The 25,765-nt window shown below is 71.2% G+C and carries 27 protein-coding genes; 14 read left to right on the top strand and 13 right to left on the bottom strand.

Annotated features, from left to right (window positions below):
* The first annotated feature begins 84 nt into the window (after positions 1-84).
* Both ABZT12_RS29770 and ABZT12_RS29765 read left to right on the top strand, forming a co-directional pair.
* A complete protein-coding gene (locus ABZT12_RS29770; RefSeq protein WP_356390203.1) occupies positions 85-924 on the top strand; it encodes a DeoR/GlpR family DNA-binding transcription regulator in 840 nt (279 codons plus the stop codon).
* A gap of 66 nt (positions 925-990) precedes the next feature.
* On the top strand, positions 991-1,464 hold the full coding sequence (locus tag ABZT12_RS29765) for an SRPBCC family protein (protein ID WP_356390201.1): 474 nt from the start codon (positions 991-993) through the stop codon (positions 1,462-1,464).
* A 129-nt stretch (positions 1,465-1,593) separates the two neighbouring features.
* Here ABZT12_RS29765 and ABZT12_RS29760 read toward each other — a convergent pair whose 3' ends face one another.
* Entirely contained in the window at positions 1,594-2,718 is a 1,125-nt protein-coding gene (locus tag ABZT12_RS29760; protein ID WP_356390199.1) for a PLP-dependent cysteine synthase family protein, read from the bottom strand.
* Between the two features lie 336 nt (positions 2,719-3,054).
* Between ABZT12_RS29760 and ABZT12_RS29755 the strand changes: the two genes are divergently transcribed.
* Positions 3,055-3,378, top strand: coding sequence for a hypothetical protein (locus ABZT12_RS29755; RefSeq protein WP_356390197.1), 324 nt, complete (start codon positions 3,055-3,057; stop codon positions 3,376-3,378).
* 236 nt (positions 3,379-3,614) lie between these two features.
* Positions 3,615-4,172 carry an ATP-binding protein gene (locus ABZT12_RS29750; RefSeq protein WP_356390195.1) on the top strand — a complete coding sequence of 186 codons (558 nt, stop codon included), beginning with the start codon at positions 3,615-3,617 and terminating at the stop codon, positions 4,170-4,172.
* A 303-nt stretch (positions 4,173-4,475) separates the two neighbouring features.
* Here the strand turns inward: ABZT12_RS29750 and ABZT12_RS29745 are convergent, their stop codons facing one another.
* Positions 4,476-4,769 carry an SHOCT domain-containing protein gene (locus ABZT12_RS29745; protein ID WP_356390193.1) on the bottom strand — a complete coding sequence of 98 codons (294 nt, stop codon included), beginning with the start codon at positions 4,767-4,769 and terminating at the stop codon, positions 4,476-4,478.
* Between the two features lie 200 nt (positions 4,770-4,969).
* Between ABZT12_RS29745 and ABZT12_RS29740 the strand changes: the two genes are divergently transcribed.
* The 3 genes from ABZT12_RS29740 to ABZT12_RS29730 all read left to right on the top strand — a co-directional run bounded on the left by ABZT12_RS29740 (position 4,970) and on the right by ABZT12_RS29730 (position 7,159).
* The gene (locus ABZT12_RS29740) at positions 4,970-5,545 is read left to right on the top strand and encodes a TetR/AcrR family transcriptional regulator (RefSeq protein ID WP_356390191.1); all 576 of its coding nucleotides are present in this window, start codon (positions 4,970-4,972) and stop codon (positions 5,543-5,545) included.
* Between the two features lie 124 nt (positions 5,546-5,669).
* On the top strand, positions 5,670-6,254 hold the full coding sequence (locus ABZT12_RS29735) for a DUF4865 family protein (protein ID WP_356390289.1): 585 nt from the start codon (positions 5,670-5,672) through the stop codon (positions 6,252-6,254).
* Positions 6,251-7,159: a phosphotriesterase gene (locus tag ABZT12_RS29730; protein WP_356390287.1), complete on the top strand. Its 909-nt coding sequence runs from the start codon at positions 6,251-6,253 to the stop codon at positions 7,157-7,159. Before ABZT12_RS29735 ends, ABZT12_RS29730 begins: the two co-directional genes overlap by 4 nt.
* Positions 7,160-7,271: 112 nt before the next feature.
* Here the strand turns inward: ABZT12_RS29730 and ABZT12_RS29725 are convergent, their stop codons facing one another.
* The 4 genes from ABZT12_RS29725 to ABZT12_RS29710 all read right to left on the bottom strand — a co-directional run bounded on the left by ABZT12_RS29725 (position 7,272) and on the right by ABZT12_RS29710 (position 10,784).
* On the bottom strand, positions 7,272-8,465 hold the full coding sequence (locus ABZT12_RS29725; RefSeq protein WP_356390189.1) for an SPFH domain-containing protein: 1,194 nt from the start codon (positions 8,463-8,465) through the stop codon (positions 7,272-7,274).
* A gap of 10 nt (positions 8,466-8,475) precedes the next feature.
* Positions 8,476-8,727 (bottom strand): hypothetical protein, encoded by a 252-nt coding sequence (locus tag ABZT12_RS29720; protein ID WP_356390187.1) that lies wholly within the window; start codon positions 8,725-8,727, stop codon positions 8,476-8,478.
* A 119-nt stretch (positions 8,728-8,846) separates the two neighbouring features.
* A complete protein-coding gene (locus tag ABZT12_RS29715) occupies positions 8,847-10,085 on the bottom strand; it encodes an ROK family protein (protein ID WP_356390185.1) in 1,239 nt (412 codons plus the stop codon).
* A gap of 48 nt (positions 10,086-10,133) precedes the next feature.
* A complete protein-coding gene (locus tag ABZT12_RS29710; RefSeq protein ID WP_356390183.1) occupies positions 10,134-10,784 on the bottom strand; it encodes an alpha-ketoglutarate-dependent dioxygenase AlkB in 651 nt (216 codons plus the stop codon).
* A 67-nt stretch (positions 10,785-10,851) separates the two neighbouring features.
* On the opposite strand from ABZT12_RS29710, the gene ABZT12_RS29705 reads away from it, so the two are divergent.
* Positions 10,852-11,985 (top strand): methyltransferase, encoded by a 1,134-nt coding sequence (locus ABZT12_RS29705; RefSeq protein WP_356390181.1) that lies wholly within the window; start codon positions 10,852-10,854, stop codon positions 11,983-11,985.
* A gap of 127 nt (positions 11,986-12,112) precedes the next feature.
* Here ABZT12_RS29705 and ABZT12_RS29700 read toward each other — a convergent pair whose 3' ends face one another.
* Positions 12,113-12,730, bottom strand: a complete 618-nt coding sequence (locus ABZT12_RS29700; RefSeq protein WP_356390179.1) for an NAD(P)-binding domain-containing protein — start codon at positions 12,728-12,730, stop codon at positions 12,113-12,115.
* Positions 12,731-12,962: 232 nt separating this feature from the next.
* Complete coding sequence (locus ABZT12_RS29695) at positions 12,963-13,697, bottom strand: SDR family oxidoreductase (RefSeq protein WP_356390286.1); 735 nt, start codon at positions 13,695-13,697, stop codon at positions 12,963-12,965.
* A 125-nt stretch (positions 13,698-13,822) separates the two neighbouring features.
* Between ABZT12_RS29695 and ABZT12_RS29690 the strand changes: the two genes are divergently transcribed.
* Positions 13,823-14,422, top strand: coding sequence for a helix-turn-helix domain-containing protein (locus ABZT12_RS29690; protein WP_356390178.1), 600 nt, complete (start codon positions 13,823-13,825; stop codon positions 14,420-14,422).
* A gap of 278 nt (positions 14,423-14,700) precedes the next feature.
* Here ABZT12_RS29690 and ABZT12_RS29685 read toward each other — a convergent pair whose 3' ends face one another.
* Positions 14,701-15,591, bottom strand: coding sequence for a class II fructose-bisphosphate aldolase (locus ABZT12_RS29685; protein WP_356390176.1), 891 nt, complete (start codon positions 15,589-15,591; stop codon positions 14,701-14,703).
* A gap of 22 nt (positions 15,592-15,613) precedes the next feature.
* Positions 15,614-16,495, bottom strand: coding sequence for an SIS domain-containing protein (locus ABZT12_RS29680; protein ID WP_356390174.1), 882 nt, complete (start codon positions 16,493-16,495; stop codon positions 15,614-15,616).
* Between the two features lie 128 nt (positions 16,496-16,623).
* On the opposite strand from ABZT12_RS29680, the gene ABZT12_RS29675 reads away from it, so the two are divergent.
* Positions 16,624-17,403 (top strand): DeoR/GlpR family DNA-binding transcription regulator, encoded by a 780-nt coding sequence (locus tag ABZT12_RS29675; protein ID WP_356390171.1) that lies wholly within the window; start codon positions 16,624-16,626, stop codon positions 17,401-17,403.
* A gap of 52 nt (positions 17,404-17,455) precedes the next feature.
* Here ABZT12_RS29675 and ABZT12_RS29670 read toward each other — a convergent pair whose 3' ends face one another.
* The gene (locus ABZT12_RS29670; protein ID WP_356390170.1) at positions 17,456-17,908 is read right to left on the bottom strand and encodes a phospholipase; all 453 of its coding nucleotides are present in this window, start codon (positions 17,906-17,908) and stop codon (positions 17,456-17,458) included.
* A gap of 180 nt (positions 17,909-18,088) precedes the next feature.
* On the bottom strand, positions 18,089-19,093 hold the full coding sequence (locus ABZT12_RS29665; RefSeq protein ID WP_356390284.1) for a LacI family DNA-binding transcriptional regulator: 1,005 nt from the start codon (positions 19,091-19,093) through the stop codon (positions 18,089-18,091).
* Positions 19,094-19,388: 295 nt separating this feature from the next.
* Between ABZT12_RS29665 and ABZT12_RS29660 the strand changes: the two genes are divergently transcribed.
* From ABZT12_RS29660 to ABZT12_RS29645, 4 genes are all read left to right on the top strand, one after another.
* Positions 19,389-20,315: a sugar ABC transporter permease gene (locus ABZT12_RS29660; RefSeq protein ID WP_356390168.1), complete on the top strand. Its 927-nt coding sequence runs from the start codon at positions 19,389-19,391 to the stop codon at positions 20,313-20,315.
* Positions 20,316-20,318: 3 nt separating this feature from the next.
* Entirely contained in the window at positions 20,319-21,266 is a 948-nt protein-coding gene (locus tag ABZT12_RS29655) for a carbohydrate ABC transporter permease (RefSeq protein ID WP_356390166.1), read from the top strand.
* A 75-nt stretch (positions 21,267-21,341) separates the two neighbouring features.
* Complete coding sequence (locus ABZT12_RS29650) at positions 21,342-22,682, top strand: sugar ABC transporter substrate-binding protein (RefSeq protein WP_356390164.1); 1,341 nt, start codon at positions 21,342-21,344, stop codon at positions 22,680-22,682.
* A gap of 106 nt (positions 22,683-22,788) precedes the next feature.
* Positions 22,789-24,840 carry a beta-galactosidase gene (locus tag ABZT12_RS29645; RefSeq protein WP_356390162.1) on the top strand — a complete coding sequence of 684 codons (2,052 nt, stop codon included), beginning with the start codon at positions 22,789-22,791 and terminating at the stop codon, positions 24,838-24,840.
* A gap of 72 nt (positions 24,841-24,912) precedes the next feature.
* Here ABZT12_RS29645 and ABZT12_RS29640 read toward each other — a convergent pair whose 3' ends face one another.
* Positions 24,913-25,506 carry a TetR family transcriptional regulator gene (locus tag ABZT12_RS29640; RefSeq protein WP_356390160.1) on the bottom strand — a complete coding sequence of 198 codons (594 nt, stop codon included), beginning with the start codon at positions 25,504-25,506 and terminating at the stop codon, positions 24,913-24,915.
* Between the last annotated feature and the right edge of the window lie 259 nt (positions 25,507-25,765).

Here is a 25,765-nt window from a genome sequence, read left to right as displayed (position 1 = left end):
GCACCGCAGCCGGGAAGAACGTGCTGGCCGGAGCAGGTGCCACGGGCGAGTCGAACGGGTGGCGGCGAAAGGACCGGAGCGTACGTGAGCGAGAATCAGAACCTCCTCGCGGAGCAGCGGCGCGCCCTGATCCTCGACGAGGTCCGGCGTCGCGGCGGTGTCCGGGTCAACGAACTGACCAAGAAGCTCGGCGTGTCGGACATGACCGTGCGCCGCGATCTCGACGCGCTGGCCCGGCAGGGCGTGCTGGAGAAGGTGCACGGCGGCGCGGTGCCGGTGGTCGAGGCGAGCACGCACGAGCCGGGCTTCGAGGCCAAGTCGGGTCTGGAGCTGACCGCCAAGGAGAACATCGCGCGGGCCGCGGCCCGGCTGGTGACCCCGGGTACGGCGATCGCGCTGTCGGGCGGTACGACGACCTACGCCCTGGCGCAGCAGCTGCTCGAGGTCCCCGATCTCACCGTGGTCACCAACTCGGTACGGGTGGCCGATGTCTTCCACGCGGCGCAGCGCAGCTCGGGCCAGCGGCCGGGTACGGCGACGGTGGTGCTGACCGGCGGGGTGCGGACCCCCTCCGACTCGCTGGTGGGGCCGGTGGCCGACCAGGCGATCGCCGCGCTCCACTTCGATGTGCTGTTCCTCGGCGTGCACGGCATATCGGTGGAGGCGGGCCTCTCGACGCCGAACCTCGCCGAGGCCGAGACCAATCGCAGGCTGGTGCAGTCGGCGCGCCGGGTCGTGGTGGTCGCCGACCACACCAAGTGGGGGACGGTGGGCCTGAGTTCGTTCGCCGCGCTGGACCAGGTCGACACGCTGGTGACCGACGCCGGGCTGCCGGCCGAGGCGCGCGCGGAGATATCGGAACAGCTGCGCCGGCTGATCGTCGCGGGCGAACCCGGTGACCCCGGTGACACGGAAGACATCTGACGGGCAGTCAGCTAGGGTGACGCTGCTTCCGGCCCGAACTCCGGTTCCGCAGAGGAGGTTTCGCCCATGGCTCACCGTCTGCGCCCGGTGGGGATCGACTTCGTCGACACCGCGCCCGTACGCCTGGTCTTCACGCGGGAGATCACCGCTCCGCCCGAGGCGGTGTTCCGCTCGCTCGCCGAGGACGTGCCCGGCTGGAGCGAGTGGTTCGGCGCGGTGCGGCGCGCGCGGCCGACCGACGACGGGGCGGGTCGCGAGATCCGGCTCGTCGGCGGCACCCGGTTCGAGGAGACGATCCTCGCCGCGAAGGGCCCCGAGGTGTACGCCTACCGCGTCGACGTGACCAACGCGCCCGGCGCCCGCGCCCTGGCCGAGGAGTGGCGACTCACCCCGGCCGGTACCGGCACGCTGGTGCGGTGGACGTTCGCCGCCGACGGGACGGCGCCGTTCAGGATCGTCCTGAAGTCGGCGCGGGCGGGGCTCGGGCGGGCGTTCAGGGAAGCGGTGACGGCACTGGACCACCGGCTGACGCGGGAGTGACGCGGGAGTGACATGAGGGCCGGGCACGGTCGGCCCACTCAACCCCTTCGTCAGGCAACGCAGTTGGGGTTACGTCCCAGGGGTGGGCCGGTCGTCTGCCGGGGTACGCCCCCCTTTTCGGCGCCCGGCTCAGTCCGTCCAGACGCCCGTCGCCAGCAGCGACGCGATGGCCGTCGTGTACGGCGTGATGTCGAGGCCCTGTCCGGCCAGCCACGCGTCCGAGTAGTACTTGTCGAGGTAGCGGTCGCCCGGGTCGCACAGCAGGGTGACCACGCTTCCCCGCCGCCCCGCCGCCACCATCTCCGCGACGATCTTCAGCGCGCTCCACAGGCCGGTGCCCGTGGAACCGCCCGCCTTGCGGCCGATGGCCTGTTCCAGTGCCCGTACGGCGGCGACACTGGCCGCGTCCGGGACCTTCATCATGCGGTCGACGGCACCGGGCACGAAGCTCGGCTCCATGCGCGGTCTGCCGATGCCCTCGATACGCGAGCCGCAGTCGCAGGTGACGTCCGGATCGCCGCTGGTCCAGCCTTCGAAGAAACACGAGTTCTCCGGGTCGGCGACACAGACACGGGTGTCGTACTGCATGTAGTGGACGTAGCGGGCGAGGGTCGCGGAGGTACCGCCGGTGCCCGCCGTGGCGACGATCCACGCGGGTTCCGGGAACCGCTCCAACTTCAGCTGGCGGAAGATGGATTCGGCGATGTTGTTGTTGCCGCGCCAGTCCGTGGCCCGTTCCGCGTAGGTGAACTGGTCCATGTAGTGACCGCCGGTCTCGGCCGCGAGGCGGACCGACTCCTCGTACATCAGGCGCGAGTCGTCCACGAAGTGGCACTGCCCGCCGTGGAATTCGATGAGCCGGCACTTCTCGGCGCTCGTCGTGCGGGGCATCACCGCGATGAACGGCACACCGATCAGCCCCGCGAAATAGGCTTCGGAGACGGCGGTTGAGCCACTGGACGCCTCGATCACCGGGCGGCCGGGCCGGATCCAGCCGTTGCAGAGACCGTAGAGGAAGAGCGAGCGGGCCAGTCGGTGTTTGAGGCTTCCCGTGGGGTGGGTGGACTCGTCCTTCAGGTACAGGTCGATCCCCCACTTCTCCGGCAGCGGGAACCGGAGCAGGTGTGTGTCGGCCGAACGGTTCGCGTCCGCCTGCACCTTGCGGACAGCCTCTTTCAGCCAGTCTCGGTAGGCGGTGTCGCTGCGGTCGACATCGAGGGTGGCGTCGGTCCGGCTCTGTGGGGTGGTGCTCACGTCGGGGCTCCTTACGCTTCGCGCCGACGGCTCACGCGGCCGACGCTCCGATCATAAGCACCTTCCGCACGCTTCTCACCTGCATAAACACCCCTTTGGGCAGGCCAAAGGGACGCCTGGGGCGGGCCGGCCGGGAAGCTCGGGGGGCGCACGCGCGCGCGAGTGCTCCGGGTGCCGGCCGTGACCGGGTCGTGCGCACTGGTGCTCCGCGCCGCAGACGGGCAGACTGCACCGGAGCGGGACGAACGTCCCGAACGGGGGCGCACACTGGATCACCACAGGCGCCGGATCGCGACCCGCGCGTATTCCGGCGAGGCGCACAAGGGGGCGGGAAGCATGGCGGAGCCGGAGTTCACGGCCATGGGCGTGGGGATCGGCAAGCGGCTGCGGTCGCTCACCCGGGCCGGCCAGGTCCGTATCAACGACGGCCGGCTGGAGTTGCTGACCAGCTACGGCAGCGAGATAGACAGCGCGCCGGTGCAGGCGGTGCGCGCCTCCAAGCCGTGGTTCGCCCCGGAGGACCGGGCGTTGGCCGATCTCAACGGCAAGCGATATCTGCTGACGTTGAACGAGCGCGACCCCGCTCCGGGTGAGCCGGGGCCGCCCGCGGCGCGCCGGTTCATCGACGCCGTACGCAAGGCGGCGGGCCGGGACGGCTGAGCCCGCCCGAGGTGTGAGCCCCCTTCGTACATCAGGGTGCGGTCCCGCCGCTCCTGTCGGCCAGGAGTTGCGGTCGCGCATCCCCTGAGCCACGCTGTCCTCACGTCACTCTGGGTTTACCGGCGACTACGCTGCGAACCAGCCCGCCGGCCATAGCAGCAGACGGTCGTTGCACGCGATGCCTGCTGCATCCGTACTCCGTGTTCTTCCGGACCTCTCGTCGGGGAGTCGCAGCTGTGATGAGTCATCCGAGCAGGCATTGCGCGGTGGAGCTCCAGGCTCTGCCGTCGCGGATCGGCCAGGTCCGCAGAATCCTTTCTGCGCAGTTGCGCTACTGGCATCTGGAGCCTCTGATCGACCGGGCCGCGCTCGGTGTGACAGAGCTGTTGACCAACGTCCACCGGCATGCCGAACCCGACAAGATCTGCACCGTCGAGATCGAACTGTCCCTGGACCACCTCATGGTCTCCGTACGCGACCACGACCCCCGACTCCCGGTGGTGGAGGACATCGGCGACGTCGCACCCCTCGCCACCTGCGGGCGCGGGCTGGCGATGGTGGCCGCGGTGAGCGAGAGCTGGGGTGTGCGGCCGGACGGCGACTCCGGGAAGGTCGTGTGGTTCACGCTGCCCGCCGTGGCGCCCGTGGCGGTGCCCGCGCTGGCGACACCGGACCGGCCAGCGCGCCGCACACCGGCCGAGAAGCCCGCGCCCCTGTTCGTGGCCGAGGTGGAGCACACGGTCGACGCGGGACGCCGGACCAACGCTCCCGCTCGGTCGGCCGTTGTCGGCTGACCGGGCGGTGAGATGAGCCGGCCGGCCGCCGTCATACCGCTCAACCAGGGCCGTGGCAGCGGGCGTTCACCTACCAGGCGGCCGAGTGCGGTGACACGGGATCCGGGGCCGGACCGAGGTCGCACTCGGTGATGTGCCGCCGTACCGGGACATCACGTCGATGGCCTTCGTACGACCGGCCCGGCTCCGTGGGCGCGAGGGACGACACCCTCGTCCGCGTGCGCGCTACAGGAACCGGGGCCGGGCCGAGATGCGCCGGGCGAGACCATGACCGTGCCCGCCCGTGTCCGTCCGGGGGCGGCGTCAGGCCTCGACGCCGCCCCTGCCCGCGCGGCCGAACTGTTCGTCCAGTACGGAGAGCCGCCGCCAGTACTCGTCCTCGTCGATCTCGCCGGAGGCGAAGCGGCGGCCGAGCACGGCGATCGGCGAGTCACCGGTGGGCCGGCCGTCGAACGACGGTCGCCAGGGGCCACGGCGACCGCGCCACGCGGTGCGGCGCAGAACGGTCACCACGCCGATCACGACGGCCGCCCAGATCAGCGGGAAGAAGAGGACCAAAGGGCCGGGGCCGCCGTGCCAGTTCGCCAGGTTCTGCATCTCGAACTCATCTCCCAGGTGGATCGTCCGGTGTTTTCCGTGCTGCTTCGAGACTCGCCCCGGGAGGGGGCCCGGGTCGTCGTACGGCCAGCGGCACCGCGTCTACCTCCTGCGGAGTACGCGCCCCGGTTCCTGGCTGCCACCCGGGACGGGCGATGGACGCTCCGACGTCTGTAACTACCAGTATGTACAGTGGGGGTATGAGCACCCCGGAGAGACTGATCGAGTCCACCCGCGAGCTGCTGTGGGACCGCGGCTACGTCGGCACCAGCCCCAAGGCGATCCTGGAACGCGCGGGCGCCGGGCAGGGCAGCATGTACCACCACTTCAAGGGCAAGCCGGACCTCGCCCTGGCCGCGATCCGGAAGACGGCCGAGGAGTTGCGGGCCACCACGGGTGCGGTACTCGACGGTCCGGGTACGCCGTACGAACGCGTCGAGGCGTATCTGCGGCGCGAGCGTGACGTACTGCGGGGCTGTCCGCTCGGGCGGCTGACCATGGACCCGGACGTCGTCGCCAGCGCGGCGCTGCGCGAGCCGGTCGACGAGACGCTCGACTGGATCCTGGAGCGGCTCGCCGGGTTGATCGAAGAGGGGCAGGAACAGGGCCAGTTCGCCGCCTCGCTCGACGGCGAGGCGATCGCCGCGACGATCCTCTCGACGGTGCAGGGCGGCTACGTGCTGGCCCGCGCCTCGGGTTCACCCGCCGCCTTCGACACCGCCGTTCGCGGGCTGCTCTCCCTGCTGTCGCCCCAACAGCCGTCATTCGCGGCCTAGTTGACGTGCGCCCCTGCGGCCTCGTGACGCGACTCGCGGTCGTGCGGCCTACCGGCAGACGGCACCATCACCGACCGTCACGCAGACGTGGAGCTGCGGACCACCCCGCCCGAGGAGGCACCCCCTGCACGCCATGCAGTACGAACTCACCCTGCCCGCCGACTACGACATGGACATCGTCCGGAGCCGGGTCGCACGGGTCGGGCATCTGCTCGACGACTGGGAGGGCCTCGGTCTCAAGGCGTACCTGCTGCGCGACCGCGGCGTTCACGGCTCACCGGTCAACCAGTACGCGCCCTTCTACCTGTGGAACACCGTGGAGGGCATGAACTCCTTCCTGTGGGGCGGCCCGTTCCAGGGGCTCGCCGACGACTTCGGGCGCCCCGCCGTACACCAGTGGACGGGCCTGTCCTACGACGAGGGGGGCGCCGCCGGCTCCCCCGCCGCCGTGGCGGTGCGCCGGCGGTTGCCGGTGCCGGCGGCCGCTGAGCTCGGAGAGGTCATGGCGGACGCGGTGCGCGAGACCGGGCGGCTGGCAGCCGAGGACGGTGTGGTGGCCGCGGCGGCGGCTGTCGACACGCGCCGCTGGGAGGTGGTGCACTTCTCGCTCTGGGAGCACGACACACCGAAGGCCGAGGGGGACGTGTTCCAGGTGCTGCACGTGTCGGCGCCGGGCAGGGGCGCGCTGCCCCGGGGCCGGCAGTGGTGACGGCCGTCCGTACGGTGCTCGGCGATGTCCCCCCGGAGAGTCTGGGAGTGTGTGACGCGCACGACCACCTCTTCTTCGGCAGCCCCCGACTCCCGGGCCAGGAGCTGCGGAAGCTGTCGGCCGCACGGGGCGAGCTGACCGCGTTCCGAGAACTGGGCGGGGGCGGGGTCGTGCAGTGGACCCCGTACGGGCTGGGGCGGCGGGCCGCCGATCTGCCCGCCCTGTCCCGGGAGACCGGGGTGCAGGTGGTCGCCGCGACCGGGCTGCACCAGGCCGTCCACTACGCCGACGACACGCTCGCGGAGCTGCGCTGCGGACTCACGGACGTGTTCGTGTCCGAACTGACCGAGGGCATCGGCACATCGGGGGTCCGCGCGGGGCTCGTCAAGGTCGCCGGCGGGTTCCACCACCTCGACGCACACGCCCGCTGGACGATGATCGCGGCGGCCGAGGCCCATCACGCGACGGACGCCCCGATCGCGGTCCACCTGGAACTGGGCACCGGCGCGCTCGACGTACTGGACCTGCTGTGCGGGGAGTTGGAGGTGCCGCCGCAGCGGGTGATCCTCGGGCACCTCAACCGCTCCCCCGACCCGGTGGTGCACCGCGAGGCGGCGATGTCCGGTTGCTATCTGGCATTTGACGGTCCGTCACGCGCGAACCACGCCACCGACTGGCGCATGCCGGACTCCGTACGCGCCCTCGCCGACGCCGGGTTCGGCGAGCGGCTGCTCCTCGGCGGTGACACCACGACCGCAGCCGCCCGTTCGGTCAACGGCGGCCCGGGAATGCCGTATCTGCTGCGCCGGGTACGGCCGCGGCTGGCCCATGAGTTGGGCGAGGAGCTGGCACGGCGAGTCTTCACGGAGAACCCGGCCAGGGCGTTCGCCGCCGCCTGGCGGTGAAGGTACCTGACGGACCGTCACGCAAATGGGAGGGCGCCCGGACCGGCCTCGGCGGCGTGCTCGCCGCCGAGGCCGTCACGGTCAGGGTGTCCGCCCCGGGGAAGGCGGGCGGTCAGCGGTCGATGTCGACCGGGCCGTCACCGCCGTTGCGCTTGTCGTTGCCGTCCTTCTTCGCCTGGAGCTGGAGCAGGGTGGCCGCCGTGTCGGGGCGGCGGCCCTCGTTCTCGTTGCCGTTCAGGTTCTGGCGGACCGAGTCGAGGATCGTCAGCCCCTGGGAGACCAGGCCGGCGGCGATCTCACCGAGGCCGTCCGCGCCGTTGAGGACGTTGACGTTGGCGCCCGCGAGGCCGCCCGCCGCCTCCTTCACGATCTGCGGGAGCTGGTCGATCAGCATCCGGTCCAGCGCCACCCGGTCGTAGGAGGACGCGGCCTCGGCCTGGATCTTCATGCGCTGCGCCTCCGCGTTGGCGAGCAGCCGGATCCGCTCGGCCTCGGCCTCGGCGGGCTTCACGACCTCCGCCACCAGCTGCTGCTGGCGGAGCTTGGCCTGGCGTTCGGCCAGCTCCGTCTGGGCGGCGAGCACCTCCTGCTGGGCGTGCGCCTGCGCCAGCGGTCCGGCCTGCGCGGCCTGCGCCTGGGCGCGGTCCACCTCGGCCGAGTACTCCGCCTGGACGACGGCGGTCTGCCGGGCGTACTCGGCCTGGTTGCGGGCCGCCACCTGCTGCGCCTCGGCCGACGCCTGGGTGGCCTGAGCCTGCGCGATCTGCGCCTGCCGCTGGATGGCCGCCTTGTGCGGGGCGGACATCGCGTCGATGTAGCCGACCTCGCCGTCGTCGATCGACTGGATCTGCAGCGAGTCGACGATCAGGCCGATCTTCGCCATCTCGGTCTTCGAGGTGTCCAGCACCTCGGCGGCGAGCTTCTGCCGCTCGGTGACGATCTCCTCGACCGTCATCGAGCCGATGATGGAGCGCAGGTGTCCGGCGAAGATGCGGCCGGTCAGCACCGACATCTGGTCCTGGTCGGAGAGGAACCGCTGGCCCGCGTTGATGATGCTCTCGGTGTCGTTGCCCACCTTGAACGCGATGACCGCGCGCACGTTGAGGGCGATGCCCTGACGGGTCACACAGGTCTCGGTGACCTCCGCCTCGCACATCGCCAGCGTCAGGAAACGCGTCTTACGGAAGACCGGCAGCACGAACTTGCCGTGCCCTGTCACCACTCGGAACGGCGCGCCCCCCAGTCCCCGCCTGCCCCCCGAGATCAGCATCGCCTCGTCGGGCGCGGGAACGCGGTATCCGAACATGTCCTGCTCCTTACTCTGCGCCGGCGGGATCGCCGCCCAGCGCGTCCAATGGATCCGCCCACTCGATGACGTAGACAGCGCGACATCCACGGGACTCGATCACGAGCACCGTGGCCCCCGTGGGCAGGGGATCATCCGACCAGGCGAGGAAGGTTTCGGAGCCGCCCCTGACCCGCACGAGTATCTCGCCGGGACCCGCTGGTCCACGGGTGCCGATGATCACCTCTCCCGTGCAACCGATCACGGCGTCGTCCTGCGGCATCACCGGCCGCCTCCATCCTCTGGCCTTCGATTTCCGACGATAGACCCACTCGGGTCGCGGGCCCAACGGGGCCGGCGACACCCATTCGCGGGGTGTCGCCCGGCGGACCCGGAGCGGCGTCAGGAAAGGGCGCCCAACGGGTCGTCGAGAACGGGCTGCCACGCCAACTCGGCCGCTCCGACCAGGCTGTTGTGGTCCAGCGTGCAGGCGAGGATGGGCACGCCGCCGCTCTGCCCCCACAGGCTGCGGTCGGCGACCACGGCACGCAGCCGCATCGGGTCCGCGTCCAGGAGGGTGCGGTGGAGTCCGCCGAGGATGATCCGGTCCGGGTTGAGGATGTTGACCAGGCCGGCCAGGCCGAGCCCGAGCCGGTCGATCAGGGCCTCGGCGGCCCCGCGGACGACCGGATCGTCGTAGTGGTCGCGGATCAGCTCGTTGGAGTGCTGGAGCAGGGAGACCTCGGGACCGGGGTCACGGCCGACGGCGGTGAGGAACGCCAACGGGTCGGCCTCGACGTCGAGGCAGCCGCGGCTGCCGCAGTGGCAGGGGCGGCCCTCGGGGTTCACGGTGAGGTGGCCGACTTCGAGGGCGAGGCCCGAACTGCCCGTGTGCAGACGGCCGTCGAGCACCAGCGCACCACCCACGCCGCGGTGTCCGGTCGCCACGCAGAGCAGGTCGCGGGCGCCGCGGCCCGCTCCGTGCCGGTGCTCGGCGAGCGCGGCGAGGTTGACGTCGTTCCCGGCGAACGCGGGTCCGGTGAGGCCCGCCGCGCGCACGCACGCGTCGAAGATCCGGCGCACCGGGGCGCCCGCCGGCCAGGCCAGGTGCAGGGGGTTGAGCGCCAGGCCGTCCGGTTCGGCGACGGCGGACGGTACGGCGAGCCCGGCGCCGACGCAGCGCAGCCCCGTCGTACGCAGCAGTTCGGCACCGGCCTCGACGACCGAGCCGAGCACCTTCGCCGGATCGGCGTCGACGGTCTCGCAGCCGGGCGCGGTCGCCACGATCCGCCCGCCGAGCCCGACCAGCGCGGCCCGGAACCCGTCCGCGTGCACCTGGGCGGCGAGCGCCACGGGCCCGTCCTCGGCGATCTCCAGCCGGTGCGAGGGGCGCCCCTGCGAGCCCGCCGCCGCGCCGGGCCGGGCGTCCACCCTGATCAGCCCCAGCGCCTCCAGCTCGGCGGCGACCGCGCCGGCCGTCGCCCGGGTCACCCCGAGTTCGGCGGTGAGCACGGCCCGGGTCGGCGCCCGTCCGGTGTGCACGAGCTCCAACGCGGGCCCGAGCGCGCCGCGCCCGCGGTCCAACCGCGTCCTTGAGGTGGTCCCATCCCCCGCCGGCCGGGGGTCCGCCGTGCCGCTCATGGGGGCGAGTCTCCCATGATCCGCAAGCCGGACGACCGGCGCGGCGGGCTAGAGCCCACTGACCCGTAGCGTGATGTTCAGCCGTCCGGTCAGCCCCAACTCGGGCGGTGCCGTGCCCGGATGGACCTTCAATACGCCGTGGTGGGCGAGCCGGGACGGGCCGCCGAAGACGAAGAGGTCACCGCTGCGCAGTTCCACGTCCGTGTAGGGCCTGCTCCGGGTCTCGGGGTTGCCGAACCGGAAGACACAGCTGTCACCGAGGCTGAGCGACACCACGGGCGCGCCGGACCTCTCGTCGCTGTCCCGGTGCATTCCCATGCGGGCGTCACCGTCGTAGAAGTTGATCAGTGCGATGTCGTACGCCGTCCCCGTCGCCGCCTGCGGGCCGAGCGCGTCGGTCATCGCGTCCCGGCCCAGCTCGCCGAGCCAGGACGGGAAGGGCTTCACGGGGGTGCCGTCGCCGTCGACGACCGTGCGGGCGTAGGCGTACGGGTGCCAGTGCCAGCCGAGGCAGACCTGTCGGGCGGTCATCGTGCCGCCGCCGGGGGTGCGGACCGTGCGCAGTCCGGCGGGCGGGCGGGCCCACTCCCGGCAGGCGGCCAGCAGCTCGCCCTGCCCTCCGGCGTCGAGCCAGTCCGGGACGTGCACCGCGCCCGGCGCGACCTCCGTGCGGGCCCTGGGAAACAGCTCGGCAGACATGGGTCCATCCTGCACGAGCGGCCGTGATCAGCGGCTCCGCTAGCCTTGACCCACAATGGACGACTGTATGACGACTCCGTGGGGCGAACTCGCCCTGGCCCGTTTTCCCGAGGACCCGCGTGACCGGCTGCGGGCCTGGGACGCCTCCGACGAGTATCTGCTCCGTTATCTGGTGGACGAGCGGATCCCGCTCTCCGGCACCGTCGTGGTCGTCGGTGACCGCTGGGGCGCGCTGGTCACGGCGCTCGCGGAACACGGTCCGGTGCAGATCACGGACTCGTTCCTCACCCAGGAGGCGACCCGGGCCAACCTCGCGCGCGCCGCCGTCGCACCGGGCACCGTCCAGCTGCTGACCACGCAGGATCCGCCGCCGGAGCGGGTGGACGTGCTGCTGGTGCGGGTGCCGAAGAGCCTCGCGCTGCTGGAGGACCAACTGCTGCGGCTGGCACCCGCCGTCCACCCGGAGACGGTCGTCGTCGGTACCGGCATGGTGAAGGAGATCCACACCTCGACGCTGAAGCTGTTCGAGCGGATCCTCGGCCCGACCCGGACGTCCCTCGCCGAGAAGAAGGCCCGGCTGATCCACTGCGTGCCGAAGCCGTCCGCGGTGCGTCCCGCCAGTCCGTGGCCGCACAGCTACGCCCTGCCCGACGGCATCGGTACGGTCTCCGGGCGGACCGTCGTCAACCACGCGGGCGTGTTCTGCGCGGAGCGCCTCGACGTCGGCACCCGTTTCCTCCTTCAGCACCTGCCCGCTGTCCGGGGCGTGGGACGGATCGTGGACCTCGGTTGCGGCAACGGTGTGGTGGGTACGGCGGTCGCGCTGGCCGATCCGACGGCCGAGGTGCTCTTCGTCGACGAGTCGTTCCAGGCCGTGGCGTCGGCGGAGGCGACGTACAAGGCCAACGGCGTTCCCGGGCACGCGGAGTTCCGGGTCGGGGACGGGCTCGCCGGCGTCGCGGCCGAGAGCGTGGACCTGGTGCTCACCAACCCGCCGTTCCACTCGCACCAGGCGACGACCGACGCGACGGCGTGGCGGATGTTCACCGGGGCCCGCCGCGCGCTGCGGCCGGGCGGCGAACTGTGGGTGATCGGCAACCGGCACCTCGGCTACCACGTCAAACTGAAACGCCTCTTCGGCAACAGCCAACTGGTCGCCAGCGACGCCAAGTTCGTGGTGCTGAAGGCGGTCAAGCGGTAGGCGTACGGGGAAGCCGTCGGAGCCCGCAGCGGTGTCCGACCGTGCGGAGAACGACCCTTTCGGATCGGCGCCCAGCGCTACCGACCGGAGCAGGACCGGAGGGTCGGGCGGGGACGCGTGCGAACCCTCAGAGGACCTCGGCGCCCAAGGCGATGTCGAAGCCGGCGCCGTTGCGTGCCAGGCCCACCAGGAGGATGCCGGCCCATTCAAGGGCGTGGGCCATCTCCAGCCCTCCCGCGTCGAGGGCCCGCAGGTCCAAGCTCTCCACGAACGCCGCGACACGCGCCTTCGTCTCGGGGCTGTCACCGGCGAAGAACACGTCCACGGGTTTGTCCTCGGCGAGGACGCCGCGGAGGATCGAATTGAACGCCTTCACGACGTGTGCGCCCTGGGGGGCGACGGCGGCGATCTGCTGGGACACCGAGTTGCCCGCGGTGGTCGTGAGTCCGCTTGCGTCGGCGTTGAACGGGTTGGTGATGTCGACGAGGATCTTGCCGGCCAGCGCATCGCCGTAGTGCGCGACCACATCGACCGCGCCGGTGTACAGGACGGCCACGATGACGATGTCACCCGCCGGCCTTGCGCCGAACGTGCCGACGGTGGCTCCGTTGCCGAGCTGGTCGGCGAGTGCCTGAGCCTTGGCGGCGTCGCGGCTCATGAGCTCGATGGTGTGGCCGTGCTTCGCCGCCCGGGTGCCGATGGCGGTGGCCATGTTGCCCGAGCCGATGATGCTGAGGGTGGTCATGACGTGTGTTCCCTTGCTGGGTGTGGGTCACTTGGTCGGGGAGGGGGCGTTGCCGGCGAACCGGGCCGGGGTGTCGAAGGTTCGCCTGCGCCCAGGGGTCGGATCGGGCCGCTGACGACCTGGTCGACGGGCCCGGGCCGGCCGGCCTCGTGGTGGCGCCGGGTGCCGCGCCGGACCTCCGGGCCGGCGCCCGGCCTGCGCGGCGCGGCGCTGACGGCCACCAGCGACGCGCTCAGATGACCGTGGTGCCGCCGTCGACCACCAGCTCCATGCCGTTGACGTAGCTCGAGTCGTCCGAGGCGAGGAACAGCGCGGTCGACGCGATCTCTTCAGGGCGGCCCATCTCTCGCCGCGGGATCACGGATTCGAACCGCGCCTTCATCTGCTCGTCCATGACCTGCTCCAGAATCGGTGTGGCGACCTGGCCGGGGGTCAGCACGTTCACCCGGATCCTCCTGTCCCTCAACTCGGACACCCACACCCGTGCGTAGGCGGGCAGCACGGCCTTGCTCGCCGCGTACACGCTCCAGTCGGGGTAGCCCCGGAGCGACGCGTTCGACCCGGTCATGAGGATCGAGCCGCCATCGTTGAACAGCGGCAGCGCCTTCTGGACCGTGAAGAGCGTGCCACGCGCGTTCAGCGAGAAGGCGGCATCGAACTGCTCCTCGGTGATCTCGCCGAGCCTGCCCTGTTCGCCCGTCCCGGCACTGGCCCACAACACGTCGACCGTGCCCTTCTCCTGCCTGACCCTCTCGAACAAGCGGTCCAGATCATCGAGGTCGGCCGCATCGCCCTGCACGCCGGTGACGTTCCGGCCGATCAGCTTGACGGCCTCGTCCAGCGCGTCCTTCCGCCGGCCCGTGATGAAGACGTGAGCTCCCTCATCGACGAACAACTTCGCACCGGCCAGCGCCATCCCGCTGGTCGCGCCGGTGATCACCGCAACCTTGCCATCGAGCTTTCCCACGATCACTCCATTCACCTGCCGTGCCGATGTTAAGTACACCGAGCTGCGTACTTAACGTAGCGAACGGCCGCGCGGGGTGCAAGCTATGCACACCGAGCGGTACCCACGTGGGCTACGCTGGGCCTGTGACAGATCTGGAGAAGGGGCCGCGAGGCCTGCGTCGCGGCAGGGGCGCACGTGAGCGCATCCTCAGCGCGTCGCGACAGCTGTTCCGCGAGCAAGGCATCAACTGCACCGGCATGGACCAGCTCTGCGCGGTGGCCGAGGTGTCCAAGCGCACGCTTTACCAGCACTTCACCGGCAAGGACGACCTGATCGCCGAGTGCCTACGCCGATTCGATCCCGACATCCTGCCCGAAGTGTTCGACCGCACCGACCTCACACCTCGCGAACGACTCCTCGCCCCGTTCGACGTGCACTCGCCCCTGTGCCCCTTCATCGCGGCGGCCGTCGAGATCCCCGACCCGGGCCACCCGGCCCGCGTACACGCCCGCGACTACAAACGAGGCTTCGCCGCCCGGCTCGCCGATACCGCCCGCGAGGCCGGCGCCACCAACCCCGAACAGCTCGGCGAGCAACTGGCGCTGCTCCTGGACGGCGCCTCGGCCCGCGGCCGAGTCCTCAACACCGAAGCGTTCACCACCGCCGCCGCCATCGCGGCCGTCCTCGTCGACAACGCCATCCCCACGGCAGCGGCACCGGCCGGCGCGAGCGCTGTCGAGTAGCACGGCCAGGCCGACGAGGACGACGAAGCCGGCCGGGGCGGCGCCCCACGTTCCGGTCCGTGGCACCGTTGCCGAGCACCCCGGCCAGGGCCACCTCCTCGACCGCGGCACCGAGCACGGAACACGGAGCGGGTGTGAGCGGAAAGCCTCATCGAGCCGAGCAGCGCGCGAGGACCGCGGCGGCGACTGAACAGGCCTGGGGCGCGGCACCCCCAGATCGCGCACGGGGCGGCGCCCGCCCGCTCGGCGCCCGCCCCTCCCGGGTGACCGGCCCGGTCCTACGAGTCGACGGCGGCGCGCGGGCGGGGGCCGGGTCCGGCCGTGCCGAGCACGCGGATGACACGGGCCACCGTCTCCGCCATCGCCTCCCGGCCCACGCCGAGGTACGCGCGTGAGTCGACCGCGTCCGGGTGGGCGGCGAGGAAGTCCCGGATCGCGCCCGTCATCGCGATGTTGAGGGCCGTACCGACGTTGATCTTGGTGATGCCGCCGGTGACGGCGGCGGTCAGTTCGCCGTCGGGGAGGCCCGAGGAGCCGTGCAGGACGAGCGGGACGTCCAGGGCGGCGGCGAGGCGTTTGAGCAGGTCGTGGTCGAGGGCGGCGGTGCGGGTGGTCATGGCGTGGGTGCTGCCGATGGCGACGGCCAGGGCGTCCACGCCGGAGTCGGCCACGAAGGCCCGTGCCGCGGCGGGGTCGGTGCGGGCGCCGGGCGCGTGCGCGTCCAGCGGGGGTCCGCCACGCTTGCCGCCGATCTCCCCCAACTCGGCCTCGATCCACAGCCCTTGGGAGTGCGCCCAGTCGGCGGCGGCCCGGGTCGCGGCGAGGTTCTCGGCGTAGGGCAGCCCGGCCGCGTCGTACATCACGGAGCTGAAACCGGCGGTGGCGGCCTGCCGCAGCAGTGCGTCGCTCTGGACATGGTCCAGGTGCAACGCGACGGGTACGCGGGCCCGTTCGGCCGCGGCGACGGCGGCGCGGGCGAGCGGGAGGAGCCGTCCGCCACGGAACGCGACCGCGTTCTCGCTGACTTGGAGGACGACGGGTGTACCGGCGGTCTCCGCGCCGGTGATGACGGCCTCGACGTGTTCGAGCGTGATGATGTTGAACGCGGCGACGGCGGAGCGGGTTTCGGCGGCACGGGTGAGGAGTGCGCCGGTGGTCGCGAGGGGCACGGGCCTGTCCTTTGCCGGGGTGTCAGGGGGCGAGGATCACCGAGCGGGTGAGGTGGCGCGGCCGGTCGGGGTCGAGCCCCCGGGCGGCGGCGACAGCGACCGCGAGCCGCTGGGCGCGGACCAGTTCGGCGAGCGGGTCCAGGCCGCCCTCGATCCACAACCCGCCGGTGTCCCGCACCTGTTGGGCCAGTCCCTCGGGGGCCTCGCCGAACATCCAGGTGGCGGTGCCGGGGCTGGTGACGCTGATCGGCCCGTGCCGGTACTCCATCGCCGGGTACGCCTCGGTCCAGGCGAGCGCGGCCTCGCGCATCTTGAGGCCGGCCTCGTTGGCGAGGCCGACGGTCCAGCCGCGCCCGAGGAAGGTGAACTGGGTGCAGTCCACGAGCTGTTGGGGCAGGGCGGTGGCGAGGGCGGTGCGGGCGTCGGCGACGACGGCGTCGGTGTGCAGTCCCAGGTGGGCGCGGAGCAGGGTGAGCGCGGTGGTCGCGAACCGGGTCTGCACGACGGAGCGTTCGTCGGCGAAGCCGAGGACGACGACCTCGTCGGCGGCGTGCAGGACGGGCGTCTCGGGGTCGGCGGTGATCGCGGTGGTGCGGGTGCGCCCCTTCAACCGGCGCAGCAGGTCGAGGACTTCGGTGGTGGTGCCGGAGCGGGTGAGGGCGACGACCCGGTCGTAGGCGCGGCCGTCCGGGTACTCCGAGGCGGCGAAGGCGTCGGTCTCGCCCTGGCCGCCGCCTTCGCGCAGCGCGGCGACCGCCTGGGCCATGAAGTACGAGGTGCCGCAGCCGACGACCGCCACCCGCTCCCCCGGCGCCGGCAGCGCCCGGACGTGGTCGGCGGCCTCCGTCGCGGCGCGGGTCCAGCAGTCGGGCTGGCTGTTCAGCTCGTCCTCGACATGGGTCATGCCGTATACCCCTCTCGTCGACGCGTGCTCGTTCCTGCAAGATATAGCGGCTTTTCGAGCACAATCAAGCATCAGGAGTCGATCAGGGTGCGTTAGGGTCGCGAGGGAGTCGAGGAACGGAGGCGGGCATGTCGCGCGACGCCCGGTGGAAGACGCTGCTGGAGCTGCTCGTCGAGCGCGGCCGGCTGGATGTCGAGGAGGCGGCGGCCGACCTGGGGGTCTCCGCCGCGACCGTCCGCCGCGACTTCGACCAGCTCGCCGAGCAGCAGATGCTGGTGCGCACCCGGGGCGGCGCCGTCGTGCACGGCGTCTCCTACGAACTGCCGCTGCGCTACAAGACCGCGCGGCACGCCTCCGAGAAGCAGCGCATCGCCAAGGCGGTGGCCGGCCTGGTCGCACCCGGCGAGGCGGTCGGGCTGACCGGCGGCACCACCACGACCGAGGTGGCCCGCGCCCTGGCCGTACGGAGCGATCTGGCGTCCGGATCACCGGCTTTGACCATCGTCACCAACGCGCTCAACATCGCCAACGAACTCGCGGTACGGCCGCAGTTCAAGATCGTGGTGACCGGCGGGGTGGCGCGCCCGCAGTCGTACGAGCTCGTCGGCCCGCTCGCGGACGGGGTGTTGGGGCAGATCACCCTCGACGTGGCCGTGCTCGGGGTGGTCGCTTTCGACGTGACGCACGGCGCTGCGGCCCATGACGAGGCGGAGGCCGGGATCAACCGGCTGCTGTGCGAGCGCGCCGAACGGGTGGTGGTGGCGGCCGACTCCAGCAAGCTGGGGCGGCGGGCGTTCGCCCGGATCTGCGCCACGGAGTCGGTGGACACGCTGGTGACGGACGCGGCGGCGGAGCGGGACGCGGTGCGGCGGTTCGAGGAGGCCGGGCTGCGGGTCGTCACGGTGTGACCGGGTCGGCCACCGGGAGCGGATGGTGGTCCGCTCCCGGCGCCGGGGCGGCTCAGCCGAAGGCCTTGACCGCCTGGTAGTAGGTCCACGCGGTGCCGTCGCAGGCGGTCTTCGTCGCCCCTCCGTAGGCGGCGCAGACGCGCTTGAGGTCCTCGTATAAGGCGCTGTCCAGGCGGGACTTGTTGGCGCTGAAGGCGCCCGCCGCCTTGTAGTTGCGGTAGCCGAAGTCGTGGCGGGCGCAGGAGGTCGAGAAGGGGAAGCCGAAGGGGTTGTCCGGGGAGTCGGAGCAGTAGTCGGTGGACCAGTCGAAGGCGTACGAGGACCAGGCGGTCTGGTTGGCGCGGGCGGCGGCCCACACGCTGTAGCTCGACGCGCCGGTCTGGGTCCAACTCGTCAGGACCTGGGGCTTGTCGGCGGGGGCGGCGGTGGCGGCCGTGGCGGTGGCGGCGACGGTCATCAGGGCCAGCGCCGAGGCGGCGAGACCGGTGGCGAGTCTTCGGTGCATCCGGACACCTCCATGAGGCTGCGACCCGTCCCTCGGATCACAGGTTCATGACAAGATGATCGGCGCGCCGGCCGTCGCTTCACACCTCCCCTGCCCGAATGGGTCGTCAACTCTGGGGTGTGGCGGCGAAACGGGACGTGAACCCGGGACCACACCCCTACTCGTGGACCAACTCGGCCACTAGCGCGGCCCGTTGACGACGGGCCGCGGGGGCGCCGTGCTGTCGCGTATCACGAGCTTGGTGGGCACGAGCGTCGTGCCGTGCTCCGTCCCGTGCTGCCGCATCCGCCTCAACACGCCCTCCACGCACAGACGTCCGACCTCGGCGAAGTCCTGGTGGACGGTGGTCAGCGGCGGCAGGAAGGAGCCGGCCTCCGGGATGTCGTCGAAGCCGATGACACTGACGTCCTCGGGGATCCGGCGACCGCGCTCGTGCAGGGCCCGCAACAGCCCCAGCGCCATCTGGTCGTTGGCCGCGAACACCGCCGTACAGTCGGCCTGTCGGGCCAGGTCGAGGCCGATGCGGTAGCCGGACTCCGCCGACCAGTCGCCGCGCACCACCTCCGGTACCGGCCGCTGCGCGTCGGCGAGTTCGGCGCGCCAGGCGTCGGCGCGGCGCTGGGCCGCGAAGGACTCCTCGGGGCCGGCCAGATGCCAGACCGTGCGATGGCCGAGGTCCAGGAGATGGCGTACGGCGGCCCGGGCTCCGCCGTCCTGGTCGGTGTCGACCACGCTGTAGCGGTCGCCCGCGTCGGAGTCGGCGACGACGACCTGGACGTGCGGCGGCAGGGAGATGGTCGCCGCGTCCAGCAGGTGCACCTCCATGATGGCGATGACCGCGTCGACGGCCAGCTCGCCGAGGCGCGAGAAGGCCCCGCGCACCTCGTCCTGGGTGGGGACCGCGACCGGCAGCAGCGTCACGGCGTACCCCTCCTGCGCCGCCGAGGTGGCGATCGCCTCCAGGGTGCGCATGTTGCCCGTGGTGGAGAGGTTGAAGGTGATCACGCCGATGGTGCGGAACTCCCCGCGCTTGAGGGCCCGGGCGGCGCTGTTCGGCCGGTAGCCCAGTTCCTTCATGGCGGCGAGGACCTGCTGCCGGGTCTCCTCGTTCACCCCCGCGTAACCGTTGGACACGCGGGAGACCGTCTGCGAGGAGACCCCGGCCAGGCGTGCGACGTCCGCCATCGACGCGCTCGGGGCGCGGCGCGCGACCCGCTTCCTGGCGCGTGTACGTGTCCCGTCCGTACCGGCCGAGGCACCGTCAGCTGTGTCCACCCGTCTCCCTCGTATATCGATCCGATTGCCTCGGTCATGGTTTCCGCAAACGACCCTTGACCACCGACATTGGGGCAGTGTAGACATGCCGCCATCAGATGTTTACGTAAACATAACAGGCCGAGGCCGCCTTGGACCGTGATGTTTACGCAACCATCGCGACGGCGTGAGACGCCGGTTCCGAGATGGACGAGCGAGGAACTACATGACGACCCTTCAGCCCCCCGCGGCCGCGACCCGGCCACCGATCCCGCCGCCGGCGAAGCGGGACCGCCGCTCCTGGACGGGGTGGGGTTTCATCGGCCCCTTCGCCGTGGTCTTCGCCTTCGTCTTCCTGGCTCCGATCGTGTACTCGGTCTATCTCAGCCTCTACCGCGACCAGCTCATCGGCGGCAACCACTTCGTCGGGCTGGACAACTACACCCAGGCGTTCCAGGACGACCAGTTCTGGTCCTCACTGGAGCGGGTCTCGCTCTTCCTGCTGGTCCAGGTGCCGATCATGCTCGGCATCGCGCTCTTCGTGGCCCTCGCCCTGGACAGCGGCCGGCTCTTCGGCCGGGACTTCTTCCGGATCTCGATCTTCCTGCCGTACGCCGTGCCCGCCGTGGTCGCCACCCTGATGTGGGGCTTCATGTACGGCACGCGGTTCGGGCTGGTGGGTGACATCAACAGCGCCTTCGACGTCACGCTGCCCGACCCGCTCTCCTCCGGCCTGGTCCTGGCGTCGATCGGCAACATCGTCACCTGGGAGTTCGTCGGCTACAACATGCTGATCTTCTACTCCGCGCTGCGGGTCATCCCGGCGTCGCTGTACGAGGCGGCCGAGATCGACGGCGCCGGACAGCTCCGGATCATCACGGCGATCAAACTCCCCGCGATCCGCGGCGCCCTGGTCATCGCGACGATCTTCTCGATCATCGGCAGCTTCCAGCTCTTCAACGAGCCGAGCATCCTGCGACCGCTGGCGCGCAACGCCATCACGACGGACTACACCCCGAACTTCTACACGTACTCACTGTCCTTCAACGGACAGCAGCACAACTACTCCGCGGCGGTCGCCATCATCATGGGGCTGATCACCATGGTCATCGCCTACGTCGTGCAGCTCCGCGGCATGCGCAAGGGAGCCTGAGCCATGAGCACCCCCGTCACCACAGCCTCCCCGTCGACGCCCGCCGCGTCCGGCCGCCGCACCAGGAGCGCGCCGCGGCTGCGCACGCCCCGCAAGCACTCCCCCGGGCGCCCCAAGCGCAGCGTCCTGCTGACCGTGCTCACCGGCCTGATCCTGGTCTACACCGTGGTGCCCCTGATCTGGCTGGTCATCAGCGCCACCAAGACGCAGACGGGGCTGGCCGATTCGCCCGGACTCTGGTTCAGCCACCACTTCGCGCTCTGGCAGAACATCCACGACACGTTCACCTACAACGACGGCATCTTCGTCCGCTGGCTGCTGAACACCCTGCTGTACGTCGTGCTCGGCGCCGGCGGCGCCACCTTCCTGGCGATCCTCGGCGGCTACGCGCTGGCGAAGTTCGACTTCCCCGGGAAGCGCGGCGTCTTCGCCGTGGTGATCGGCGCCGTGGCCGTCCCCGGCACGGCCCTCGCGGTGCCCACCTTCCTGATGTTCAGCAAGATGGGGCTGACGGACACACCGTGGGCGGTGATCATCCCCTCGCTGGTCTCGCCGTTCGGCCTCTACCTGATGTGGGTCTTCGCCACCGAAGCCATCCCCGTCGAACTCCTCGAAGCCGCCCGGATCGACGGAGCGGGCGAGGTGCGCACCTTCTTCCAGGTCTCCCTGCCGCTGCTGGCGCCCGGTGTGGTGACGGTCCTGCTCTTCACCACGGTCGCGACCTGGAACAACTACTTCCTGCCGCTGATCATGCTCAAGAACCCCGACTGGTATCCCCTGACGCTCGGTCTGGACGCCTGGAACTCCCAGGCCCAGACGATCGGCGGCGACGTGATCTTCAACCTGGTGATCACCGGTTCGCTGCTCACGATCGTGCCGCTGATCGCCGCGTTCCTGCTGCTGCAGAAGTACTGGCAGTCGGGGCTCGCCGCCGGAAGCGTCAAGGAATAACCCCCTTCAGACCCCCCGCAGTTCATCACCCTCACCCTCACCCTGTCCGACCCACGAAGAAGTGGAAGCACCTCCATGCGCAGAACAACCGGCCGCCTGCTGCGCGGTCTCGCCGCCCTCTCCGTCCTCGCCCTGGGAGCGACCGCCTGCGGGAGCTCGGACGACTCCGGCTCCAGCACGAAGGCCGTCTCCAGCGCCGACATCCAGGCGGCTCTCAAGAAGGGCGGCACCGTCACCGTCTGGTCGTGGGAGCCCACGCTGAAGACGGTCGCCGCCGACTTCCAGAAGAAGTACCCGAAGGTCAAGATCAACCTCGTCAGCGCGCGCTCCGGTGACAAGCACTACACCGCGCTGTCGAACGCGATCTCGGCCGGCAAGGGCGTCCCCGACGTCGCGCAGATCGAGTACTTCGCGCTCAGCCAGTACTCGCTGACGAAGGGTCTCAGCGACCTGGCCCCCTACGGCGCCTCGAAGCTGGCCTCGAAGTACACGGCCGGCCCCTGGAACGCCGTGAGCGACGGCGCCAAGGTCTACGGCCTGCCGATGGACTCCGGCCCGATGGCGATGTTCTACAACAAGAAGGTCTTCGACAAGTACAAGATCGCCGTCCCGACCACCTGGGACGAGTACCTGGTCGCGGCCCGCAAGCTGCACAAGGCCGACCCCAAGGCCTACATCGCCAACGACGCCGGCGACGCGGGCTTCACCACCAGCATGCTGTGGCAGGCCGGTTCGCGCCCCTACAAGGTCGACGGCACCAAGGTGAGCGTCAACTTCCAGGACGCGGGCGCCAAGAAGTACACCGAGACCTGGCAGAAGCTCATCGACGAGAAGCTCCTCGCGCCGATCAACGGCTGGACCGACGACTGGTACAAGGGCCTCGGTGACGGCACCATCGCCACCCTGACCACCGGTGCCTGGATGCCCGCCAACTTCGTCACCGGTGTGCCGAACGCCTCCGGCGACTGGCGCGCGGCCGCGATGCCGCAGTGGACCAAGGGCGGCAAGGCCAGCGCCGAGAACGGCGGCAGCTCCCTCACCCTGCCCGCGCTGGGCAAGAACAAGGAACTCGCGTACGCCTTCGTCGAGTACGCCAACTCCGGCGCCGGTGTGCAGACCCGCATCAGTGAGGGCGCCTTCCCGGCGACCAAGGCGGAACTGCAGTCCCCGTCGTTCCAGAACACCGAGTTCAAGTACTTCGGCGGCCAGAAGGCCAACCAGGTCTTCGCCCAGTCCGCGGCCGACGTCGCCTCCGACTGGTCGTACCTGCCCTTCCAGCAGTACGCCAACTCGATCTTCAACGACACCGTCGGCAAGGCGTACATCTCCGGCACCTCGCTGGCGGACGGTCTGAAGGCCTGGCAGGACGCCTCCGTCAAGTACGGCAACGAGCAGGGCTTCACCGTCTCCAAGTAGCAGTCGGCACCTCCTCGGGAGCCGCCGCCGCGCAGCGGTGCGGCGGCGGCCGCCCGCGGACCCCCACGCATCTCGCTCCACCTGTGCAGTAATCGGAAGGACCACCATGATCTCCACCCTCCAGTCCCGGCTTCCGCACGGGCCGGACGGTGAGCCCACCCCCCGACTCGCCTACGGCGCCGACTACAACCCCGAGCAGTGGCCGCGCGAGGTGTGGGAGGAGGACATCCGGCTGATGCGCGAGGCCGGCGTCACCGTCGTCTCGCTGGCGATCTTCTCCTGGGCCCGTATCCAACCGGCGCTGGACGAGTGGGACTTCGGCTGGCTCGACGAGATCATGGACCTGTTGCACGCGGGCGGCATCGAGGTCGACCTGGCCACCGCCACCGCCTCCCCGCCGCCCTGGCTCTCCACGGCACACCCGGAGATCCTCCCGGTGACCGCCTCCGGCGAGACCCTGTGGCCGGGGGGCCGGCAGCACTGGCGCCCCACGTCACCGGTCTTCCGCGACCACGCGCTGCGCCTGGTACGGAAGTTGGCGGAACGCTACGCGGACCACCCCGCCCTGGTGGCCTGGCACATCTCCAACGAGCTGGGCTGCCACAACGTCTACGACTACTCCGACGACGCGGCCCGCGCCTTCCGCGACTGGCTGCGCGCCCGGTACACCACCCTCGACGGCCTCAACCACGCCTGGGGCACGGCGTTCTGGTCCCAGCGGTACAGCGCCTGGGAGCAGATCCTGCCGCCCCGGCTGGCCGCCTCCTTCCCCAACCCCACGCAGCAGCTGGACTTCAAGCGGTTCTCCTCCGACGCGCTCAAGGAGTACCTGCGCGCGGAGCGCGACCTGCTGCGCGAGATCACGCCCACCGTGCCGGTCACCACCAACTTCATGGTGATGGGCAACACCAAGGGCATGAACTACGCCGACTGGGCGGCCGAGGTCGACTTCGTCTCCAACGACCACTACGTCACGCCCGGCCCGCAGGACCGCGACGAGCTGTCCTTCTCCGCGAACCTCGTCAGCGGTCTGGCCGGCGGGCGTCCGTGGGCCCTGATGGAGCACTCCACCAGTGCGGTCAACTGGCAGCCCGTGAACAAGGCCAAGCGGCCGGGCGAGCTGGCCCGTGACTCGCTGCTGCACGTCGGGCACGGCGCCGACGCGGTGTGCTTCTTCCAGTGGCGCCAGTCCGCGGCCGGTGCCGAGAAGTACCACTCGGCGATGGTCCCGCACGCCGGACCGGACAGTGACCTCTTCCGCGCGGTGACCGAACTCGGCCGTACGCTGCGGACGTTGGCCCCCGTCGCGGGCACCGAGCGGGAACCGGCCCGGGTCGGCGTCGTCTTCGACTGGGAGTCGTGGTGGGCGAGCGAACAGGACTCCCACCCCAACGACCGGCTCGACTACCGCCGGGAAGCGCTCGACTGGTACTCCGCCCTCCTCGCCCTGGGCGTCCGCGCCGACGTCGTCACCACCGCCACGCCCCTCGACCGCTACGACGTGCTGATCACCCCCGTGCTGCATCTGATCCCCGCCGCGCTGGGCAAGGAACTCACCCGGTACGTCGAGCAGGGCGGCCACCTGGTCACCACGTACTTCTCCGGTGTCGTGGACGAGAACGACCACATCTGGCTGGGCGGATACCCGGGCGCGCTGCGGGAGTTGCTCGGCATCCGCATCGAGGAGTTCGGCCCGCTGCTCGACGGCGAGACGGTCGGGCTGGAGGCGGACGGCACCGCGACGGGCACCCTGTGGACCGACCGGATCACGGTGACCGGCACCGACGTCGAGGTGCTGTCCCGCTACCGCGACGGCACGTACGCCGGCCGACCGGCCGTCACCCGCCGTACGGTGGGCCGGGGTTCGGCCTCCTACGTCTCGACGCGGCTGGGTCCCGACGGGCTCGCCGGCCTGCTGCCCACGCTGCTCGCGCCCGCCGGCGTCGAGAGTGAACTGCCGGACGCGGCAAGGGGAAGCGTCGAGCTGATCGTGCGCCGTGACGCCGGGGCCCGCTTCCTCTTCCTGGTCAACAGGACGGACGGAGCGGTGCCGTTGCCGGGTCTCACCGGTGAACTCCTGGTCGGGCACGCGGAGGAGGACGGCACGGTCGTCCTCTCCCCCCGGGACGTCGCCGTACTGCGACAGCCCGCCGTCTGAGAAGGAACCGGTGCCGTCGGTTCCCCTGCCGGGGGGGCCGACGGCACCGGTCTTTCTCGTGCCGCAGGGTGGTCAGCGGGCGGCTTGAACGGCGGCCCGGGTGAGCGTGCCGGCCGTGTGGACGATGCTGGTGACGGCTTCTTCGGGGTCGAGGCCGTGCAGGTCGGTCAGGCTGAAGAGGGCTTCGGCGCTGACGACCACGGCCAGGTCGCGCCTCAACTGGGCGCGGGCGGCGGGGGCCAGGCCGGTGAGCGGGGCCAGGGCGCTGTCGATCAGGCCGAAGCGCAGGCCGGGGCGGGCGGCGGCCTCGGCGGGCCGGACGACCGTCGCCGCGATCATGGCACGGACCACGCCCTGCCTGGCCAGCACATGGCGGAGCAGGAACTCGGTGGCGGCGGCCACCCGTTCCACCGCGTCCTCGGAGTCCGCGACCGAGGCGAGAGCCTCCTCCGGGGTGGGCAGTTGCCCCGCGATCGCCTCCCGCAGCAGGCTGAAGAGGTCGGGGAAGTAGCGGTAGGCCGTGGCCTCCGAGACCAGCGCCGCCCTGGCCACCTCCGGCATCGTCACCTCACGCCCGGTACGGCTCAGCTCCGCCGCGGCCGCCACGATGGCGTTACGCGTCCGCAGCTTCTGATTGGTCCTCCCCGCCGAACCCTGCGCTGCCATCGGTATCCCTCCCACATCTCGGGGACCCCTCCCCGCGGCGCGGGGTGAGTCTCGACTCCCATCATGTGAGCGCTCCCGCGTTACACGATGCGAGCGCTCTGCTCTCATGAAACCATGCCCTCATCAGCGGCGGTCCGTGAGTCCGGCCCCGCCCCCCCCGGCCGCCGCGCGGTGCCACGGCCGCCGTGCGCCGGGCCCCGCGGCCCGGGGGGGGCGGGGGGGGGGGGCGCGGGCCCCGGGGCGGGGGGGCTCGGGGGGC

It is taken from the genome of Streptomyces sp. NPDC005423 (genome assembly GCF_040606415.1).
Classification (GTDB): domain Bacteria; phylum Actinomycetota; class Actinomycetes; order Streptomycetales; family Streptomycetaceae; genus Streptomyces.
This window is presented reverse-complemented; position numbering and strand designations above follow the sequence as displayed.